This window comes from Pseudoalteromonas sp. SG44-1, from assembly GCF_014164315.1.
Classification (GTDB): domain Bacteria; phylum Pseudomonadota; class Gammaproteobacteria; order Enterobacterales; family Alteromonadaceae; genus Pseudoalteromonas; species Pseudoalteromonas rhizosphaerae.
Genome location: NZ_JACJEW010000127.1, coordinates 1 through 2,947, shown reverse-complemented (window position 1 = coordinate 2,947; position 2,947 = coordinate 1). Strand labels below are relative to the sequence as shown.

The 2,947-nt window shown below is 43.3% G+C and carries 4 protein-coding genes; all 4 read left to right on the top strand.

Annotated features, from left to right (window positions below):
• Positions 1-1,416 (top strand): DUF935 family protein (locus H5187_RS22980; protein WP_182798421.1); only part of this gene is annotated, 1,416 nt, incomplete at its 5' end.
• Complete coding sequence (locus H5187_RS22975; RefSeq protein ID WP_182798420.1) at positions 1,409-2,023, top strand: DUF3164 family protein; 615 nt, start codon at positions 1,409-1,411, stop codon at positions 2,021-2,023. The genes H5187_RS22980 and H5187_RS22975, both read left to right, overlap by 8 nt.
• Before the next feature lie 10 nt (positions 2,024-2,033).
• On the top strand, positions 2,034-2,474 hold the full coding sequence (locus tag H5187_RS22970; RefSeq protein WP_182798419.1) for a hypothetical protein: 441 nt from the start codon (positions 2,034-2,036) through the stop codon (positions 2,472-2,474).
• Positions 2,475-2,947, top strand: a 473-nt coding sequence (locus H5187_RS22965; protein ID WP_182798415.1) for a hypothetical protein, incomplete at its 3' end; no start/stop codon positions are given.

Sequence of the window (2,947 nt, the reverse complement as noted above, 5' to 3'; positions counted from 1 at the left end):
ACGTCGCTTATCACTGAGCTACCAAACCCTGATCCAATCCTGCGCCGCGCAGGTAAAAACACCGCTATTTATGAAGAAATAGCCCGTGACGCACACGTTATAGGTGAACTGCGCTCGCTACGTAGCGGTTTATTTAGCTTTAATACCGAGTTGGTACCTGGCGGTGACGACGCAGCCAGCATGAAAAGTTATGAGTTAGCCAAAGCGTTTTTTGCCCGTAAGCCATGCCCACATACAGAATGGGCCGATATGGATTGGCACAATTACAGCGCCATTTTAAATGGCTTTAGCGTTACCCACTTGGGCAAGTACATTAAGCACGACGGCCATTGGCAACCTGAATATGTAGAGACCTGGCGCAACAGCCGCTTTGCGTTTAATAGTGATCACGAGCTGCTTGTTAAGACCAGCGAAAACCCACAAGGCGAGTTAGTCGATCAACGTCGTTGGTCGTGCGTTCGCCACATGCCAAGCGCCGAAAACCCATATGGCATCGCATTATTAAGTAGTTGTTTTTGGCCGTGGACCTTTAAACACGGCGGCTTTAAGTTTTTTGTACAACTGTGCGAACGCTTTGGTATTCCATTCCCCGTGGGTAAATACCCAATTGCCAGTAAAGACAAAGATATTGAAAATTTATTAGATGGCTTAGCTAAGTTGGTAAGTGATGGTATTGCAGCGATACCGGATGACACCAGTATTGAGATCATCGAAAGCAAATTATCTGGAGAGCCAGTGCCAGAGCGCTTAGTTAACTTTTGTAATGCTGAAATAAGCAAAGCGCTGACAAGCCAAACCCTAGCAACCGAGCAAAAAAATGGCGGCGCACGTGCTGCCAGCGAAACCCATGCAAAACGCGCTGGCGACAACCAACGTTCAGACAGGGCGCTTGTAGCTTCATACCGTAACCAGCTTTTAAACGCATTACACACGGTAAATTTTGACGGTGGCGAACCGCCCAAATTCATCTTTAAAGACAAACGCGAGATCAACACCGACACAGTAACCCGCGTGCGCGAAACAGCCCGTATTGTGCCTGTTGGTGAAGACTGGACTTACCAAGAACTCGGTGTACCAAAGCCAAAAGACGGCGAAACTATCCTAGATGTGCCAGACGAAGGCCATGGTATAGCCACTGCGGCTAAAACTGAGTTTGCCAAAAAACAAACGGATGCCGTAGAGCTAACCAACGAATTTGATGTGTTTGATCACGCAAGTGACGACACCATTAAACAGATTTTTCAATTTGCTCAGGCATCTAAAAGCCTGGACGAACTTAAGCAAAAAATAACCTCACAATTTCCTGAAATTTCAAGCTCTGCATTGGCGCAAGTTGCCCAAACAGCAATGGAGTATGAGTTTATGGCAGGCATGAACGAGGCTAATTCTAAAACAGTGGAGATAGACGATGAATAACGTTCCTGAAGGTTACTTAAAAGACGGCAAAGGAAATTTAGTAGCCGTTGCCAACATCAAACAAACTGACTTGATCAAAGACGAGTTTGTTAGAAAAGCCATCGATAAAGCCATTGAAATGCAAGAAGCACTGGCAGAGTTTAAACAAAGTTTAATGGCTGAAGCCGACGACTTTATAGAGCTATTAGCGCAAGAACATGGCGTTAACTTAGGCGGCAAAAAAGGCAATGTAACGCTGCGCACTTTTGATAGCCAATTAAAAGTAACGCTACAAACACAAGAACGCATTGAACTTGGCCCAGAGCTTACCCTTGCCAAGCAATTAATTGATCAATGCCTGGATGAATGGACCGAAGGCGGCAATCAAAACATTAAAGCAATTGTTAGCAAAACCTTCAACACGGATAAGCAAGGTTCACTTAACCCGCAACGCATTTTAGCCCTGCGTAAACTCGAAATTTCAGACGATTCAGGCAAATGGACCAAAGCCATGAATATTATTGCGGAATCCGTTGGCGTTGTTGATTCTTGCCGCTTTATCCGCTTTTACAAGCAGGACGATAAAGGCATTGAGCAAGCAATTTCACTCGATATAGCAAAACTGTAGCGGGGCGCTTATGGCCATCACAAAAGAGCAGTGGATAGAGATAGAAAACGAGCTTGCTGGCACATTTGGTAATGCTGTTTTCTCCGTAGGTGATCACAAAGTATCTGTTCAACGTCAGAGAAAATCAGAATCGACAACCGTATTAAGCGTTTATATAGATGACTTTATAAAAGGCGAATGGTTTAACAAAAAAGAGTCACGCCCTGTATGCCTTGAGCAAGTATGGCGTAAACGCTCTATTTCATTATATAAGCCTAATGAGATTAAACGTATTCAAAAAGCCTTTGGTAAACGCGATTCAAAAAAATATTACCCAAAACTGCATGATAAAACTGAATATTTTGATTGTTTTTTTACAACGTCTAAGTCACTTGTTCGACAGTTTAAGCACATTGAAAATATAGAGCTTGAACTGATTGGTGGCGTAACTTATGAATCAATGGAGGCATAAATGGACCCAATTACAATAGCACTTGGCATAGCAAAGCTCACAGGCCTAGATAAAAAAATAGGCGGTTGGATAGGGGGCGACAATGGATCAAAGGTCGCGTCTAAAGTGGTAGATATTGCGCAAACCATTACTAATGGTGGCACGCCAGAGCAAGCATTTAACCTGGTTCAGCAATCCAGTGCATTACAACAAGAGTTACGGCAAACCATTTTAAACCGTGAAAAAGAGCTTGATGATTTAGCGTTTAAAAACACTCAAAGCGCCCGCAATATGCAAATACAGGCACTTAATCAAGATGATAAGTTTTCTAAGCGCTTCATTTATTACTATGCGTGGTTCTGGTCGGTCGCAACCGTTATATACATAGGGTGTATAACGTTTTTAACTATTCCAGATACCGCAACACGCTTTGCAGACACCATTTTAGGCTTTATTTTAGGCACCGTTGTAGCGTCAATATTGAATTTTTTCTT

What these genes read in the sequence shown, in the direction of transcription:
- H5187_RS22970 (WP_182798419.1), top strand. Translation starts at nt 2,034, where the DNA reads ATGGCCATCACAAAAGAGCAGTGGATAGAGATAGAAAACGAGCTTGCT.
- H5187_RS22975 (WP_182798420.1), top strand. Translation starts at nt 1,409, where the DNA reads ATGAATAACGTTCCTGAAGGTTACTTAAAAGACGGCAAAGGAAATTTA.